At 61.1% G+C, this 16,187-nt stretch carries 12 protein-coding genes; 5 read left to right on the top strand and 7 right to left on the bottom strand.

The genetic code is table 11. The features are described from left to right. The first annotated feature begins 82 nt into the window (after nucleotides 1–82). The 4 genes from ACTRWB_RS30585 (at nucleotide 83) to ACTRWB_RS30600 (ending at nucleotide 6,508) form a co-directional block, all read left to right on the top strand. The gene (locus ACTRWB_RS30585) at nucleotides 83–4,525 is read left to right on the top strand and encodes an RHS repeat-associated core domain-containing protein (protein ID WP_446904035.1); all 4,443 of its coding nucleotides are present in this window, start codon (nucleotides 83–85) and stop codon (nucleotides 4,523–4,525) included. Next, nucleotides 4,519–4,992, top strand: coding sequence for a hypothetical protein (locus tag ACTRWB_RS30590; protein WP_446904036.1), 474 nt, complete (start codon nucleotides 4,519–4,521; stop codon nucleotides 4,990–4,992). The genes ACTRWB_RS30585 and ACTRWB_RS30590 overlap by 7 nt, the downstream gene beginning before the upstream one ends. 216 nt (nucleotides 4,993–5,208) lie before the next feature. Beyond that, complete coding sequence (locus ACTRWB_RS30595) at nucleotides 5,209–6,174, top strand: dTDP-4-dehydrorhamnose reductase family protein (protein ID WP_446904037.1); 966 nt, start codon at nucleotides 5,209–5,211, stop codon at nucleotides 6,172–6,174. Between the two features lie 100 nt (nucleotides 6,175–6,274). Beyond that, complete coding sequence (locus ACTRWB_RS30600; protein ID WP_446904038.1) at nucleotides 6,275–6,508, top strand: hypothetical protein; 234 nt, start codon at nucleotides 6,275–6,277, stop codon at nucleotides 6,506–6,508. Here ACTRWB_RS30600 and ACTRWB_RS30605 read toward each other — a convergent pair. From ACTRWB_RS30605 to ugpB, 7 genes are all read right to left on the bottom strand, one after another. After that, a complete protein-coding gene (locus ACTRWB_RS30605) occupies nucleotides 6,479–8,128 on the bottom strand; it encodes a Na/Pi cotransporter family protein (protein WP_446904039.1) in 1,650 nt (549 codons plus the stop codon). The two genes, ACTRWB_RS30600 and ACTRWB_RS30605, sit on opposite strands and share 30 nt — an antisense overlap. A 33-nt stretch (nucleotides 8,129–8,161) precedes the next feature. After that, nucleotides 8,162–8,899, bottom strand: coding sequence for a glycerophosphodiester phosphodiesterase (gene ugpQ, locus ACTRWB_RS30610; protein ID WP_446904040.1), 738 nt, complete (start codon nucleotides 8,897–8,899; stop codon nucleotides 8,162–8,164). Nucleotides 8,900–8,951: 52 nt separating this feature from the next. Further along, a complete protein-coding gene (locus ACTRWB_RS30615; RefSeq protein ID WP_413463997.1) occupies nucleotides 8,952–10,160 on the bottom strand; it encodes a porin in 1,209 nt (402 codons plus the stop codon). Between the two features lie 100 nt (nucleotides 10,161–10,260). Then, nucleotides 10,261–11,343: a sn-glycerol-3-phosphate import ATP-binding protein UgpC gene (locus ACTRWB_RS30620; protein ID WP_129517646.1), complete on the bottom strand. Its 1,083-nt coding sequence runs from the start codon at nucleotides 11,341–11,343 to the stop codon at nucleotides 10,261–10,263. Nucleotides 11,344–11,357: 14 nt separating this feature from the next. Further along, the gene (gene ugpE, locus ACTRWB_RS30625; protein ID WP_343492721.1) at nucleotides 11,358–12,203 is read right to left on the bottom strand and encodes a sn-glycerol-3-phosphate ABC transporter permease UgpE; all 846 of its coding nucleotides are present in this window, start codon (nucleotides 12,201–12,203) and stop codon (nucleotides 11,358–11,360) included. 67 nt (nucleotides 12,204–12,270) lie between these two features. Beyond that, nucleotides 12,271–13,155 carry a sn-glycerol-3-phosphate ABC transporter permease UgpA gene (gene ugpA / locus ACTRWB_RS30630; protein WP_129517648.1) on the bottom strand — a complete coding sequence of 295 codons (885 nt, stop codon included), beginning with the start codon at nucleotides 13,153–13,155 and terminating at the stop codon, nucleotides 12,271–12,273. Between the two features lie 87 nt (nucleotides 13,156–13,242). Continuing rightward, the gene (gene ugpB / locus ACTRWB_RS30635) at nucleotides 13,243–14,562 is read right to left on the bottom strand and encodes a sn-glycerol-3-phosphate ABC transporter substrate-binding protein UgpB (protein WP_446904041.1); all 1,320 of its coding nucleotides are present in this window, start codon (nucleotides 14,560–14,562) and stop codon (nucleotides 13,243–13,245) included. Nucleotides 14,563–15,368: 806 nt separating this feature from the next. Here ugpB and ACTRWB_RS30640 point away from each other — a divergent pair. Beyond that, a complete protein-coding gene (locus tag ACTRWB_RS30640; protein ID WP_446904042.1) occupies nucleotides 15,369–15,941 on the top strand; it encodes a plasmid fertility inhibition factor family protein in 573 nt (190 codons plus the stop codon). The last annotated feature ends 246 nt before the right edge of the window (nucleotides 15,942–16,187 follow it).

Raw genomic sequence — 16,187 nt, forward strand, 5'->3', positions numbered from 1 at the left:
ACATCTACTTCATCGAACGCCGAGTGCCCGTGCTTGCGTTCCCGGCGCGGCCATTCCGTAACGAATCAGGATCGATCCCGTCATGTCCCTGCTCGCCGCTGCCCGCCTGGGCGATACCTTTACCCATACGTCCCTGCTCGCGCAGATGCTCAAGGTTGCGTCGACCATCGGGGCCGGGTTGCTGGTCGGCGCGGCGATCGGGGCCGCGGCGGTCTTTATCGTCGGGACGGGCGGGCTTGGCGCGGTCGTCGTGGGCGCGATCGTCGGTGCGGTGCTGTCGCAAGTCGTTAACGCCGCGACGTCGAAGTTCCTCGGCAGTGATTCATTGGAGGGATATCTATCAGAAAAGGCAGGAGAACTGATCGATAGCCTCATACCCGGCGAAGTGAAGGGCGCGATCCTGACCGGCTCCGCCGATGTATTCGTCAACAGCAAGGGCGCCGCGCGCGCGGCAGGCGTTCCGAAACCGCCGCTTCCGGTGGGGGTCGAACCGCAGTCGGTCGCCGACCTGTTCACGCCGGTCGACCAGGATCTGGTCGGCTGCTCGAATCACCCGAATCCGAAAGGCGAGCATCTGGCCGAGGGCTCGTCGAGCGTCTTCATCAACGGCCGGCCCGCATCGCGCATCAAGGATGCGACGACTTGCGACGGCAAGATCAACACCGGCTCCACCAACGTCAGCATCGGCGGCGAGCGGTTGCGCGTGCGGGAAGTCACGAGCGAGATGCCGCCTTGGCTCGCGACGATCGCGAAGTACGCGGGTCTTGCAATCGCGATCTGCCAGGCGTTGCGCGGTCACGGATCGCTCGCCAGCAAGCTGGCGTGTTTCGCGATGAACTTTGCGATCAACGTCGCCGCGGACAAACTCGTCAGCACCGCGATGTCCGGCCGCCTCGGCCACCCGGTTCACCTGCCGACCGGCGCGAAGATTCTCGACGGAAACGAGGATCTGGATTTCGTGCTCGACGCGCCAGTGCCGATCGTCTGGCAACGCTTCTACAGCAGTCTCGATCCGCGTACGGACCGGCCGCTCGGCCGCGGCTGGAACGTGCCGTATGCGGTCGAACTGCGGCTCGGCGCCGGCGGCGAGAATCCGCATCTGTGGATCGACGCGCAGGGGCGGCGGACGCCCGTGCCCGATCTCCAGCCGGGGCAGAAATACTTCAACCGCAGCGAGGCACTGACCTTCGCGTGCACGCCGGGCGGCCACTGGATGATCGAGCAGGACGACGGCACCTGTTTCGATTTCGGTTTGCCGGTGCCGGGCGAAACGGTCCAGACGCTGCGCCCGCGCGTGATCGAGGATCGCAACGCCAACTGGCTCAATTTCCATTACGACGCGCAGGGGCGGCTGGTCGAGCTCGCGACGATGGCCGGCCATCGCGTGACGATCGACTATGACGCCGTGCATGCGCAGCGGATGGCGCGTGTGATGCTGCATACCGACGGCGGAACGGAATGCCTGGTGAACTATGGCTATACCGCCGACGGATTGCTCGAGCGCGTTGCCGACGGCGACGGCACGGAGCGGCGCCGGTTCGCCTATGACCCGGCCGCGCGCATGACGATGCATCGGCTGCCGAGCGGGCAATCGGCGTTCTATGCATGGGAGGAGTTCGAGCGCGACGCGCTTGCGGAAGAGAACGGCCTCACGGGGCGCGAGGCGCGTGTCGTCGAGCACTGGACGGATGACGGCGAGCGCTATCGGCTGACCTACGATTTCGTGCGACAAGCTACCCATGTGACCGATCATCTCGGCCGCGTGCAGCTGTGCGAATGGAATACCGATTACCTGGTGACCGCGCATACCAATGCGCTCGGACAGACCTGGCGGTTCGACTGGAGTCCGTCTCGCGAGCTGCTGCGCATCGTGGAGCCGGGCGATGCGACGACGCAGCTTCGTTACGACGACGAGCGCGGTTTGCCGACCGAACTGACGAACGCGCTGGGGCAGACGACGCAGTTCGAGTGGCATCCGATGTGGATGACGCTCGAGCGCCAGACGCTCGCGGACGGGCGCCTGTGGGAATACGAGTTCGACATGCGCGGCAATTGCGTGGGCGAGATCGATCCGCTCGGGCAGCGCACCGAGTTCCGGCTCAACCGCCAGGGCAGGCCGGCAGCGATCGTCGACGCGCGCGGCGGGATCGCGCAGTTCGGCTGGGACCGGCAGCACCGGTTGATCGCCCGTACCGATTGTTCGGGGATCACGACGCGGTTCGAGTATGACGCGCGGGGGCGCGTCACCGCGCTCGTCGACGCACTCGGCCATGCGACGCGCTATCGTCATGACGGCCGTGACCGGACCATCGAGGTTCAGTTGCCGGACGGCAGCGGCCAGCAGTACCGCTGGTCCGCGGCCGACGGCCTCGCGGCTGCCGTCGACGGCAATGGTCATGCCACTTCGTTCGACTACGATGCGGCCGGACGCGTGACATCGAGAACCGATGCGAACGGGCATCGGGTCAGCCTCGAATACGACGCGGCCGGGAACCTGTGCACGCTCTACAACGAAGTCCGCGACAGCTACCGGTTCGCGTACGACGCCGCCGATCGGGTGATCGAACAGGTCGGTCCGGACGGCATGCGCGTCGAATACGAGCACGACGCGCGCGGTGCGCCGATCGTGGTCAGGCAAGGTGCCGGTACGCCGCAGCAGATCACGGTCGGGTTGACGCGCGACGCGCTCGGGCGTCTGGTCCGCAAGCGTACGCCTGAGACCGTGACGACGTACAGCTACGACGAGGCGGGGCGGCTCGAACGCGTCGCGCGAACCGATCGCGACAACCAGCCGATCGATACGGTGACGTTTGCGTACGACGCGCTGGACCGGCTGGTCGAGGAAGTGTCGGAGACGGTCGGCGACGATGGCCAGATGCTGGCGACGCGATTGGCGCACGAATACGACGCGCTTGGCAATCGGACGGCAACCACGCTGCCGGGCAACCGGACCGTGAACTGGCTGTACTACGGCAGCGGCCATTTGCATCAGATCGCATCGAACGACGAGGTCGTGTGCGACTTCGAGCGCGATCGGCTGCATCGCGAGGTGAGTCGTACGCAGGGTGCGCTGACACTGGCGACGGGGTATGACAGCCTGTCGCGGAAAGTGGCGCAATGGATCGGCGATGCGCAGCATGCGCCGGGCGCATGGACCGCGTTCGGCGCGCGGCAGGGGCAGGACGTGCTGCGCAAGGCGTTTGCGTATGACCGTGCGGGCGAACTGACCGCGCGAATCGATCCGCTCGGCGGCGAACTGACGTACAGCTACGACCCTGCCGGGCGCTTGCTGGGCAGCGCCGCAGCGGGCACGGGCGGGCGGACGGATGCGGCGGGCGTGCTGACGGAGCAGTTCGCGTACGACGCGGCGTCGAATTTGCGGCCGTCCGGGCAACCGGGCCGCGTCGAAGGTAACCGCCTGCTGATGAGCGGTGACCGGCGCTACCGGTATGACGTGCATGGCAGGCTCATCGAGAAACTGACCGGCGGTCATACGATCCAGCGTTTGAAGTACAACGCCGAGCATCAGTTGATCGAGGTGAACACGAATCGACGCGGTGTCGAGCAGACGGTGCGGTTCCGCTACGACGCGCTTGGACGCCGGACCGAAAAGCGCGATGCGTTCGGCACGACACGTTTCGTGTGGGACGGGATGCGTCTCGCGCAGGAGCAGCGCGGGCATCAGGCGGTGACGTATCTGTATGAGGGGGGCGGGTATGTGCCGCTCGCGCGAATCGACGCGCTTCATGAAGACAGTCACTGGCTGTGGCGGCTGTATCACGAGGATGAACGGAACAAGCCGCCGGCGGATGCGAAGCCGGACGCGAAGATCTATTACTTCCATGCGAACGTGAGCGGTGCGCCGGAGGAATTGACCGACCGCGACGGCAAGGTGGTGTGGCGGACGCGGTATCGTGCGTGGGGCAATACGGTGCTGCAGGAGTATGCGCAGGAGTTCCAGCCGAACCCGGTCGGCGATGTCATGCAGCCGCTGCCCCAGACGCTGAGATTCCAGGGGCAGTATGAGGACCTGGAGACGGGGTTCTGCTACAACACGTTCCGGTACTATGACCCGGACGTCGGGCGGTTCATCACGCCGGATCCGATCGGGTTGGCGGGTGGGTTGAATCAGTATCGGTATGCGCCGAATCCGCTAAGCTGGATCGATCCGTGGGGCTGGGCGTGCTGGAGTACCGAGCGCAAGAATTATTGGAAGTCCGTCGGTGAGAACGAAAGTTTGAACCCGACCGGACGGTATTCGCAAAACAACATCAACGAAATGGCGGCGGGTAGAGCGCCAAAGATGACAGTCGAGGTTATCAACCGGAAGACAGGCGCGATCTCAACCAAGGACGTTGCGATGGAACTGCATCACACCACGATACCGCAGCGTGTTGGGGGAACAGGCGTGCATGCGCCATCGAACCTCAGCGAGTTGACGCCCTGGCAGCATGAGGCGGTCGATCCTTATCGACACACCGGCGAAGACTTGATCAGCACTATAAAGGGAATAGACACATGGTAGAGGATATCCACGGTTTGTATGAATTTGCTTTTTCTCCTCAATATCAAGAGGTCCTTGATGAACTTTGCGGGCGGGAAGGTATATCTATTCATGCGCAATATAACGATGTAATTTTCAGATTTGATAAGGGTAGGGTTGAGGCGTCCGGGTTGGGCTCGGATGAAATCAAGGCCCTGGTGCAGGAGAAAGATAAAAGATTTATCGATTTTTGTGCTGCAAAGATCGATTTCTTCAGAACGCATGAGACCAAGCAGGATTTCCCGAAGGGAGAGGAGGTTGAGGATTTCGACAAAAAGGAGAAGATCCTTGGCTTTTCTCGTGGAATTTTGGTGATGTATGCCATTGAGTTTCTGTTGGGGATCAAGGGGCAACAGTATCTCGAAGAGTATGTAAAAAAATCACGGATTCCGGCTGCAAAAAAATATGTAAAAGACGTGATGGAGTTGATCAGATTGTCTGTCGGATGAACTGCTTGAAATGAATTGGCGAGCTCTATGACGATAGGATGGGGAAATCGGGCTCGGGTATCCGGAAGGCTATAAGCGACCCACGCGCCGTCGACACCGTTTGATATCGCACCGAGCCGGTTTTTGTAGTGGAATGTCGGAGCAATGGCGTAAACTTTTCGAGTTGGCCGCTGGCCACTCGTCGCGCCACCCGCATCATTTTCCGAGTCGCAACCCATGCCACGTACACCCTCGTCGACCGAACTTCCGTCCGTCCTCCTCATCGGTGCCTCCGGCCTGCTCGGCCGAGCGGTCGCCGTGTCCCTTGTCAGCGAACCGTCGTTGACCCTCATCGCGACCATCCGGAACCCGCAAAGCGCGGGCGCAAAACTGCTCGCACTACCACCGGACAACATCACCGAGCTCGACGCCCTCGACCAACCGGCCCTCGAACACCTCTTCGAAACCCGCAAACCCGCCGCCGTCATCATCTGCGCCGCCGAACGCCGCCCCGACGTCTGCGAAAACAACCCCGCCGCCGCCCGCGCGATCAACGTCAACGCCCCGGCCCGCATCGGCGCGCTCGCCGCGCGATATGGCGCGTGGACGCTCGGCATCTCCACCGACTACGTATTCGACGGCAAGGCCGCCCCGTACCGTGAAGACGCCGCCCCGAATCCGCTGAACATTTACGGCCGCACGAAGCTGGAAGGCGAGGCGGCACTCCTCGCCGCGTCGCCGCTGTCATGCGTGCTGCGCCTGCCGTTGCTGTACGGCCCGATCGCCGACTGGAGCGAATCGGCCGTCACGAGCCTCGTCCCGGCGATCGTCGCCTCCGCGCGCCCGGGTGCCGACGCCGTCGGCATGGACGCATGGGCGATCCGCTATCCGACCTACACACCGGACGTCGCGCAGGTCATCCGCGACCTGACGCTGCGTCATCTCGCCGGCACCTCCGTCACGGGCATCCGTCATTGGTCGGGTGAAGAGCCGATGACGAAGTACGACATCGCGCGGCGAATCGCGGCCGCGCTCGGCATCGACGCATCGCTCACGCGGATCGACCAGCCGACCGATGCGACGCCGCGCCCGTACGATTGTCATCTGGACGCCTCGCGCGTGCGCCAGCTCGGGATCGATTACGCGACGCCGTTCGATAGCGCGTTGCGCACCGTGCTGGGCGGTGCGCCGCAGGCGCTGTAGGATCGGGCGCTACTGGACGCATGACGACGGCAGTCCGGGTTTGCCCCGGCGTCGGTCAGTGCGGCAGGAGGGAGTCTGACTCGCCGCACGAGGTCCATTCATGAACAAACGGGAACCCGTCAACGCAGTCGCGGCCGGCGAAGCCATTCACGCCGTGCCGCTCGTCGGTCCAGGGAAAAAATGGCGGGCGTCCGGATTCCAGAATGCCCGCCGAAAAATTGACCCTGGATGGAGAGACGACATAAGGGTCAATGGGAAGGACGATCAAAAGGTCGTTCTTTCGATCGAATGCAGGGTCAATAACTTAACCGTTCGTGCGTCCACGCAGACGTGATCGGTGCAGCTTGCTCGCCGCTTCCAGCACCGAGTAAGACGTTGAGCAAAACAGCGAGTTCAATCGTCTCATATCGCTCAGCATGTCAAGATGCAGTGCGCTTGTTTCGATGCTGCGTAACGTCTGGTTCACCAGTCGATCGACGTGCGCGTTCGCGTACTTCCGTTCCAGATCCCTGAAGCATTCTTTTTCGATCAACAGTTGTTCCGCGCAGCGCAGGTCGTTGTTGAAAAACACCGACAATCCGAGCTGCAGATTGCTTTGAAGCCTCGTGTACAAGTCGTTGAGTTCCGCGGCACCTTCTTCCGAGAACTCCAGACGCTGCGCTATCTTCCTTTCCTTCACGTCGTTCGCAATGCGCTCGATGATGTCGCCCGCATGCTCAAGGTTGATGGTCAACGCAAATATGTCCGTCCAGCGTTGATTGTCCGCGTCGTCGAGGTCTTCACGGGAAATGCGAGACAGGTATTGCTTGGTCGCACGGTAAAGCTCATCCACGTCGTTATCGAGCAGAACCGTTTCCGTTGCTTTCGTGGCGTCATTGCTCCGGATCAATTCCCCGACGTTGCCGAGCATCGACCGAATGATGTCGCCAACGCGCAGCACTTCACGAGCGGCATTCGCGAGCGCCAGGGTCGGCGTAGTCAGCGCGGTTTCGTCCAGATGCAGCGGACGAATGCCGTCTGTGGGCATGGGCTTGTCCGGCAGGAAGCGGGTGCAGAGAGTCGCGACCGGGCCGATGAACAGCAGGCACACGACGCAACGTGCCACGTTGTAGACCAGGTGAAAAGTCACGACGGTTTCGCGTGCATCGGCAGTCAACAGCGGCAATCCGTCTGCGAGCATTGCGGCGAACGGAAGAATCAGGACGGCGCCTGCAAACTTGAACAGCAAACTACCGGCCGACAAACGACGGGCGGCTGCGTTCTGCGCGAGTGTGCCGAACATCGCGAGCATGCCGCTACCGAGGTTTGCGCCCACGACGAGACACAACGCCACTTTCAATGAAATCACGTGGGAGGCAGCCAGCGTGGCGGTCAACAAGACCGCGGCGAGACTCGAATAGGACACGATCGCGAACGCGGCGCCGACCAACGCATCAAGCATCGTATCGCCGGTCAGTGCGCCGAACATCACGCGAATTCCGTTCCCTTCCATCATCGGTTGCGCCGCTTCGACGATCAAATGCAAGGCCAGCAGGATCATGCCCAGACCGATCCCGGTGCGGCCGATTTGCCCGACGCGATGTTGTTTTCTCGACAGGAACAGAAAAACGCCGACGAGGATGAAAAGCGGAGACAGCCACGATAGATCAAGCGTCAGCACACGGGCCATCAAGGCCGTACCTACATCCGCGCCGAGCAGGATGGCAAGTCCGCTCGTCAGCGGCAGCAGATTTTGCGCGGCAAACGATGCGACGATGACCGCCGTCGCGTTGCTGCTTTGCACGAGGCTCGTCACACCGATGCCCGCCGCGAATGCTCTGAGCTTGCCATCGGTGCTGCGGCTGATCACGGTGCGCAGGTCCGAGCCGAATACACGCAGGATACCGGTGCGCACGATGTGCGAACCCCACACAAGCAGCGCGACGGCAGAAAGAAGATTCAGCAAAATAAGCATGACCCGCTTATTCCCCCTAAGTTCTGATTTGATTCAGCAACGAAGCAGATCAGGACGATCCGTGCAAATGTGATCGACGCCCATGGAAAGCAACGCTTGCGCCGCGTCGACGTCGTTCACGGTATACGCCATCACCTTGAGCCCCAGCGCGTGCATTTCCTTGGCGATTTCCGCGTTCAGGAACGTATGCTTGACGTGAACCGATGAGCAATCGAGCCGTTTGACGATGTCTTTCCAGTCCGCGGGGATGTCCTTGAACAGCATCCCGACCGGAAAGTCCGGCGCGCATTCCCGGAACACGGCAAGCATTTCCTGGGAGAAAGACGACACCAGCGGCCACCGGCCCTTCCAGAACATATTCAGTGCGCGCGCAACGTGTGTAGCCGTGCGCCGTTCGTTTCCGGGACAGGACTTCATTTCGATGTTGGCCAGGATGTCGTGACGCTGACAAACAATCCCCATCTGGTAGAGGGCCGGCAACTTCTCGCCTGCGAATTGCTCACCGAACCACGAACCGGCATCGAGGTTGTACAGGTCGATCCATTGCCATTCGTTCGACATCCCGTGCCCATTCGTCGTGCGTTCCAGCGTATCGTCGTGCATCAGAAACGGCACGTTGTTTGCGGTCAGGCGCACGTCGAATTCGACCATTCGGTAGGCGTGTTTCACGCACACGTCGATACCTGAAACAGTATTCTCCGGGGCCAGCGTGCCGCCGATACGATGCGCGAGAAAAGTCGGGTAGACCCACGGAGCGCTTTTTGTCGTCATATATCTTCTCGTCGAAAAGCTCGACGTCGGGAAACGCCGAGCGCCGGTTGATTTAGAAGCGATGGATCAGACCGCCCGCCGCGACGAACTGCGAGCGGCCGGACGACGGTGTGCCGTTCATGCCGTCACCGACGTTCGCGGTGGCCTGGATAATCCCGCCGTTCGTGCCGAGCGTTTCGCCGGTCGCGCGCTGGTAGCCCTGAACCAGGTAGAGGCCCGTGCGTTTGGACAGGCTGTAGTATTGCGACAGGCTGAATTGCTGGTATTGCGCGGCTTTCTCGATGCCGTTCGATTGCGATGCGCGTGTATAGGCGTAGCCGGCCGCGAAATCCCAGACGACGGACGGTTTCCAGTGCAGCACGGCACCGGCCGAGTTGAATACGGCCTTGTTCCTGAAACTCGAGCCCGTCCCCGGCGTGTATTGCACGTTCGAATACGACGCAGAGACATCAAACGCACCGGAAATCTGGTAGCCCGTCGTCACGGCAATTCGCTGTTGGGATTGCGCTGTTTGGTAGCCGTTCGTGAGCGCTGAAACTCCCGCCTGGCCACCCGATGACGTGGTGGAGTTCGCGCCCCACGCACCACCACCCGACGTGGAATTGTTGATTTTCGTGTAGCCGGCGGCGATACCGAATGGCCCGTTCAGGTACTGCACGCCCGCGGCGATCGTGGAACCGCTGTTGAAGCTTCCGGCAACGCCACCCATCGAGTAGGACGCTGCGGCCGTCAGGCCGTTCCACGTCGGTGTCTGGTATAGAAAGGTGTTGTTCGCACGGTAACCGGTGTCGAGCGAATCGATATCGCCCGGATGCGCGCCGGTAAAGCCGGTGAGGTAATTCGTCGGGCTGTACGGCGACAGCATCGTGTAATAGGCCGTGTTCATGCGCCCCAGCTTGAACGTACCGAACGCGGGGTTCGTCACGCCGAGCGACGCTTCACGGCCGAACTCGGCGTTCGCGAACTGCTGATTGCCGTTGGCGGTGTTGAACCCGGATTCGAGCCTGAAGATCACCTTCGTATTGCCGCCCAGATCTTCGGAACCCATGAGGCCGAATCGACTGCCTGCCCACGCGCCGGTGTTGAATTTGACAGCCGATTTTCCGCCGCTCGTGGAACCGACCGACGACTGGTTGCTCACGTAAGCGAGGCCGTTGTCGACGAGGCCGTACAGCGTCACGCTGCTTTGAGCGAACGTCGCTTGTGCAAACAGCGCTTGTGCGGCAGTGCCCACCAATACCCATCCGAACTTGTTTTTCACTGAGGTCTCCTAAAATTTGAATTCGTTTTTTTATGGTTGGACGTTTCCTATGTGTCTCCTCCTGCTGGAAAAGTGCGTCGATGAAGCCGGGTGCCCGTGACTAGTTCACGCGCTGTTTCGTCTGCGGATCGAAGAAATGCAGCTTGTCCGCAGGTAGCGACACCTGCAGGTTGGCGCCGCGTGCAGGGCGATCAGCGTGCGGCAGCCGAACTGAAAGATCGTGCGTGCCCCACCGGCCATGCACCAGATTGTCTGCGCCAAGCAATTCGCACGAGTCGACAGACAGCGTCGCCGATGGTGTATCGGCACGCGGCGTCATGTGTTCAGGGCGGATGCCAAGAATGATTTCCCGTCCGCGCGCAATCGCGAAGGGCATACCCTGCGCACCGGCGACCGGAAGCGCCGGGCCGTTGGCGACGTTGAACGTCTTGCCGTCTTCGCTCAGTTCGCCGTGCAGCAGATTCATGGCTGGCGAACCGATGAAACTGGCGACGAACGTCGTTGCGGGCTTTTCGTAAATGTCGATCGGCGTGCCGATCTGCTCCGCGTAGCCCTTGTTCATCACGATCACGCGTTGAGCCAGCGTCATCGCCTCGATCTGATCATGCGTGACGTAGACACTGGTCGTTTTCAGACGCGCGTGCAGCCGCTGAATCTCAAGACGCATTTGCACGCGCAACTTCGCATCCAGATTCGACAGCGGTTCATCGAACAGGAACACGGACGGCTCGCGCACAATCGCTCGACCCATTGCCACGCGCTGGCGTTGACCGCCCGACATCGCGCTCGGCTTGCGTTCCAGCAGCTGCTCCAGGTCGAGAATTTTCGCGGCGGCCGCCACTCGCGTATCGATCGTCTTCTTGTCGACGCCGCGAATCTTGAGGCCGTAACTCATGTTCTGAGCAACCGTCATGTGCGGATACAGCGCGTAGTTCTGAAATACCATCGCGATATCGCGGTCCTTCGGTTCCAGCGTGTTCACAACGCGCTTGCCGATTGCGATGTCGCCCGACGTGATGTTTTCCAGCCCCGCGATCATGCGAAGCAGCGTCGATTTCCCGCAACCGGACGGACCCACGAGCACGACGAATTCACCGTCGGCAATATCCACGTTGATACCGTGCAGGACGGTATGCTTTTCGTCGTAGGATTTCTTGACGTTCCTCAGGCTCAGCGTAGCCATTTCAATCTCCCCATTCACTTTTCAGAATCGACCAGGCCGCGCACGAACCAGCGCTGCATGATCAGCACGATTGCCAGCGGCGGAAGCATCGCGAGCAGCGTTGCGGTCATGACGTAATGCCATTCGGTCAACGCGTCACCGGCCACGATCATCGTCTTGATGCCGACGATTGCCGTGGACAACGATGCATCCGTCGTGATCAGGATCGGCCAGAGATACTGATTCCAGCCGTAGATGAAGGTGATCACGAACAGCGACGCGATACTGGTTTTCGAAAGCGGCAGCACGATATCCCAGAAGAAGCGCAGTGGGCCCGCGCCGTCGATGCGTGCGGCTTCCATTAGTTCGGCGGGCAACGTCATGAAAAACTGGCGGAAAAGAAACGTAGCGGTTGCGGATGCGATCAAGGGCAACGTCAGGCCCGCATACGTGTTCGTCATATGGAGCGTCGACACGACTTGCACCGTCGGAAAAATCCGCACTTCGACCGGCAGCATCAGCGTCACGAAGATCAACCAGAACGCGAGGTTGCGAAAAGGAAAGCGGAAATAAACGATCGCATACGCCGACAGGATCGACACGGTGATCTTGCCGACCGTGATGGCCAACGCCGTCAGAAAACTGTTGACGAGCAGCCTGCCGAACGGGGCCGACGTGCCGCCGCTGCCGTGCTGCCAGATATGCGCGATATTCTCGAACAGGTGCGTACTTGGGGTGAGCGACAGCGGAATGGTGAAAACCTGTTCCGAGTTCATCGTCGCCGTACAGAACGCAACGTAAAGCGGAAACACGATCAACAAGATGCCCGCGATCAGGATCGCGTGACAGAACAGATCGAAACCCTTTCGATTCTCGATCATGGACGATTCGATTCTGGATGCTTTCGCACGACGGACTTTCGTGCGCTGTACGCGCATGACCATCACCCTATGCATATTGCACCTTCCGTTCCACAAATTTGAACTGAATCACCATCAGGCCGACGACGATCACCATCAACACAACCGATTGCGCCCCGGAGCTACCGATATCCAATCCCTGGAAACCTTCAGTGAAGATCTTGTAGATCAGCGTCTTCGTGCTCTGCGCGGGGCCGCCGCCCGTCGCCGCATCAATCACCGGGAACGTGTCGAAGAATGCGTAGACCAGGTTTACCGTCAGCAGGAAAAAACTCGTCGGCGACAGCAACGGAAGCACGATGTTGAAGAAACGGCGCACCGGGCCCGCGCCATCGATAGCGGCCGCTTCGATGAGCGAGCGGGGAATGGCCTGCAACCCGGCGTAAAAGAACAGGAAGTTGTAGCTCACCTGTTTCCACACCGACGCAAGCACGACAAGAAACATCGCCTGGCCAGGATTGAGTGCGTGATTCCAGACGACCCCGTATTTCGACAGGACGTAGGTGACAATGCCGATACTCGGGTTGAACAGGAACGCCCACAGCACGGCCGCGATGGTCGGCGCGACGGCGTACGGCCAGATCAGCAGCGTGCGGTAGATCCTGGCGCCGCGAACAACGCGATCCGCGCACACGGCGAGCAGCAGCGACACGACCAGACCGCTGACCGTCACCATTGCGCTGAAAAGAATGGTCGTCTTGAACGAGTCGAGATAGAGCGGATCAGCGAATAGTTGTGCGAAATTCGCGAGGCCGACGAATTCGCTCGACGTGCCGAACGCATCCTGCCGTTGCATCGCTTGCCACAATGCAACGCCGGCAGGCCACAGGAAAAACACGCCGGTAATCGCAAGCTGAGGCGCGATCAAGAGATAGGGCAACAGGCTTCTGCCGTAGTAAGAACGGGAATACAAGGCTTGTCTCCATCGAGAGATTTTCGTTGTATCCGCGCTGCTTCCGCGACATCACGGAAGCAGCGTGCGGTTTTGATCCACGACAGGTCAGCCGGCGGATTTTTCGAAGCGGCGCAGCAGTTCGTTGCCGCGTGCAACGGCGCTATCGAGCGCGTCTTTCGGCGTCTTGCCACCCGTCCAGACCTGCTCGAGCTCTTCATCGATCACGGTGCGGATTTGTGGCATGTTGCCGAGTCGCATCCCCTTCGTGAAAGGCAGGGGCGGCTTGTTCATCATTTGCTTGATGCCCGTTTCCGTGCCCGGATTCTTCGCGTAGTAGCCCTGACTACGTGTCAGATCGTAAGCGGCCGTCGTGACCGGCAGATAACCCGTGTCCTGATGCCATTTCGCGGCAACGGCAGGCGATGCCAGATACTTGAGAAACTCGGCCGTGCCCTTGTAGGTCGCTGCGTCCTTGCCACCGAGTACCCAAAGTGCCGCGCCGCCGATGATCGCGTTTTGAGGCGCGCCCTTGTTGCTGGCGTCGTAGGGCAGCATCCCGGTGCCGAGATCGAATTTCGCGTATTTCTTGATGTTCGCGAGCGCCGACGAGGATGCGGAAATAATGCCGCAATCGCCGCTGTTGAATTTCGATTCGGCTTCGCTCTTGCGGCCGGCGTAAGTGAACGTGCCATCCTTCGCCATTTGCTGCAGGAGCGCGATGTGCGCGACTTGCGGCGGCTTGTTGAATTCCAGGCTTGCATCCGTGCCGTCGAAGCCGTTGTTGCGGCTTGCGAACGGCAAAGCGTTCCAGGCGCTGTAATTTTCAAGCTGTATCCAGCCTTGCCAGCCGGTCGTAAAGCCGCAACTCATGCCGGATTTGCGTAGCCGTTCCGCGTCGGTCTTGACTTCGGCCCACGTCTTTGGCGGCTTGTTCGGATCGAGTCCTGCCTTTTTGAAGGCGTCTTTGTTGTAGTACAGGACAGGCGTCGAACTGTTGAACGGCATCGCGACCAGGTGCCCCGTTTTCGCATCGCTGTAGTAGCTCGAAATGGTCGGCACGAACGCCTTTTCATCGAGCGAAACACCGGCTTGCCTGAACACGTCGGAGACGGGAACAACCGCCTTTTTCGCCTGCATCATCGTCGCCGTGCCGACTTCATAGACCTGCAGGATTGCCGGCGCGTTGCCGCTGCGGTACGCGGCAATACCGGCCGCGAGCGTCTGGTCGTAGGTTCCCTTGAAGACCGGGACAATTTTGTATTCGCTCTGCGACTTGTTGAAATCGGCAGCGATTTCATTGACGCGCTCGCCGAGTGCGGCTTCCATCGCGTGCCAGAATTGAATTTCGGTCGCGGCGTGTGCGAACGTGGAAATGCCTGCGAGCGCGAGTGCAACCCCCGCACGTTTGTACAAATTCGACTTCATGTGTCTCCTCCGTTGAGCCGTCTGCATCAGGATGGTGCGGCTCGATAATTTGAACGTCGGCCTGCTCAAGGAATGCGTTTGTGTCTCCTTCGAGTGATTTGTATTTTTCGTACGAAAACGTTTTACTTAGGAAAACTAAGCTGCGAGTTTCGTGTTTGCCCATGATTGCGTGCGGCTCGTGCAGTCGCACGGGAGGGCGCATGTGGGCGGAACTCGCCGCGCACGCAGCCCTGTTGTGAAGGGGCGAGCGCGTGTCTTGTTGTCCGTCGGGTCTTCGAACGAACAGAAGTGAACGCCAAATGTTCGATTGCGAACGTTACCAACGTCGAAATGAAATGTAAACAATTTCATAAAATGTTCATATTTGTCGTTTACGAACATTCGGCGAGCAGCCGTCGTCATGGGCATCGACGCCCGACGCCCCTGAACCGGGAGTGCGCCCGGCAACCCTTGCCAGGCAAGGCTCTGAGCACCGGCGTGAGGCATGCGTGTCCGGACCGTGGATCCGAGCGCGAAGCGTCTCGATCCGTTGCGTCATGCGTTCGAGGATTGCTCGCGTGTCGCACGAGAGACCTCGGGGGCGCCGGCTGCCCGCACCCTGAGACCGTGTCGCGGATGCGGCATGGAAAGGCGATACACTGCGCGGGTTCCCGAACACGTCGGGAACGTCAGGGCGCCGAGCACACGTATCGCGACGGCGCGACCCGCAGCCCCGCACCGGCTGGCTGGCCGGCCGCACACGCGCCACACGGTGTCGGCCCGCGCCCTGACCGATTCGAACAAATCACGAGAGAAAGAGAGGGCCCATGCTGACACGTCTTCGTATCGGACTCGATCGTGCGCGCGACCTGCGCGACGCGGGACGACCATCTCCCATCCAGCCACGCCCGCGGGCCAGCGAACTGGTCGACCTGAACGCGAAGCGCGCGACGTGGCGCGTCGCCGTTCCGGGCCAGGCCGACTGCTATCTGGCGGCGACGCCGGGCGAGACGGAGCGCTACGTCGTGCATCTCGACGCGGAAACGTTCTACGGCCTGTGGCTCGGCACGAGCCCGGCCTTCCCGAAACCGAATTCGCAGGACTGCGTGCCGCGCCGGATCATGCCGCTCGACGGCAAGTACGCGTCGGCCGCCGCCGCGTTCCGGGCCGGCCGCCTCGAGCCGGTCGAGCTGCCGCCGGTCGGCTACTGGCTGGACGGACGCGGCTACGAAGTCGCGATGAGCAACGGCATGACGCGCACCTACTGGCTGCTCGCCAATCGCGCGCGGTCGTTTCCGGTGAGCGTCGCGGACGCGACCTGGGCGGCGATGCTGAACAACATGGCGGGCGTCGGTGTCGCGCCGATCGCGTTCAGCGAACTGTTTGCCCGGAGCAGGTAAGCCCCACAACGCGATCCGGCGCGCAGGGGCGTCGCCGGATCGCCGTCACGTTTGACATGCCACCTTCCCGGCCATTAAAGTCGCGTCGCGGGGCGGTGGGTCAAGCACACGCCCGGAACAGGCATTCGATGTTCCAGGACTACGGGGCTACCCCGTGGATGAGATCGACACCCCGATGCGTCGCAAGAGCCCGAGTTGCGCGTCGCGCAACGGCGGCTCTCGCAGTACCGGTCACGTTGACTCATC

The organism is Burkholderia sp. YIM B11467 (assembly GCF_052952715.1).

Coding starts and splice junctions, on each gene's coding strand:
- ACTRWB_RS30585 (WP_446904035.1), top strand. CDS start 83: ATGTCCCTGCTCGCCGCTGCCCGCCTGGGCGATACCTTTACCCATACG.
- ACTRWB_RS30590 (WP_446904036.1), top strand. CDS start 4,519: ATGGTAGAGGATATCCACGGTTTGTATGAATTTGCTTTTTCTCCTCAA.
- ACTRWB_RS30595 (WP_446904037.1), top strand. CDS start 5,209: ATGCCACGTACACCCTCGTCGACCGAACTTCCGTCCGTCCTCCTCATC.
- ACTRWB_RS30600 (WP_446904038.1), top strand. CDS start 6,275: ATGAACAAACGGGAACCCGTCAACGCAGTCGCGGCCGGCGAAGCCATT.
- ACTRWB_RS30605 (WP_446904039.1), bottom strand. CDS start 8,128: ATGCTTATTTTGCTGAATCTTCTTTCTGCCGTCGCGCTGCTTGTGTGG.
- ugpQ (WP_446904040.1), bottom strand. CDS start 8,899: ATGACGACAAAAAGCGCTCCGTGGGTCTACCCGACTTTTCTCGCGCAT.
- ACTRWB_RS30620 (WP_129517646.1), bottom strand. CDS start 11,343: ATGGCTACGCTGAGCCTGAGGAACGTCAAGAAATCCTACGACGAAAAG.
- ugpE (WP_343492721.1), bottom strand. CDS start 12,203: ATGATCGAGAATCGAAAGGGTTTCGATCTGTTCTGTCACGCGATCCTG.
- ugpB (WP_446904041.1), bottom strand. CDS start 14,562: ATGAAGTCGAATTTGTACAAACGTGCGGGGGTTGCACTCGCGCTCGCA.
- ACTRWB_RS30640 (WP_446904042.1), top strand. CDS start 15,369: ATGCTGACACGTCTTCGTATCGGACTCGATCGTGCGCGCGACCTGCGC.